The sequence below is a fragment of the Cohnella sp. GbtcB17 genome, from assembly GCF_019091135.1.
In the GTDB taxonomy this organism is placed as follows: Bacteria; Bacillota; Bacilli; order Paenibacillales; family Paenibacillaceae; genus Cohnella.
The window spans coordinates 1-231 of the sequence record NZ_JAGXJW010000538.1; the positions used below are offsets into that span (position 1 = coordinate 1).

At 56.7% G+C, this 231-nt stretch carries 1 protein-coding gene; it reads right to left on the minus strand.

Features of this window, described 5'->3' with window-relative positions; all coding sequences use genetic code 11:
* Window positions 1-231, minus strand: a 231-nt coding sequence (locus tag KVT38_RS34355) for a hypothetical protein (RefSeq protein WP_217598161.1), incomplete at both ends; no start/stop codon positions are given.

Here is a 231-nt window from a genome sequence, read left to right on the forward strand (position 1 = left end):
GATGCGACATGGCGAGCGAGTTGCCCCAAAATGGTGTTGCGATGCAAATTCAGCGCACGGCTCAATCCTGTCGGCGACACGGGGTTCGGAGCGCGGGATATGTACGCCATAATGTTGGAGGCAGCGAGAGGCCATTTTGCCCCCTCATCGTCCGTTCTCCATTTTCCCAGCATCTGCTGCAGCACCTGCTGAATCGGCCACGGATTGTCTCGAATCGATTGAAATGCCAGC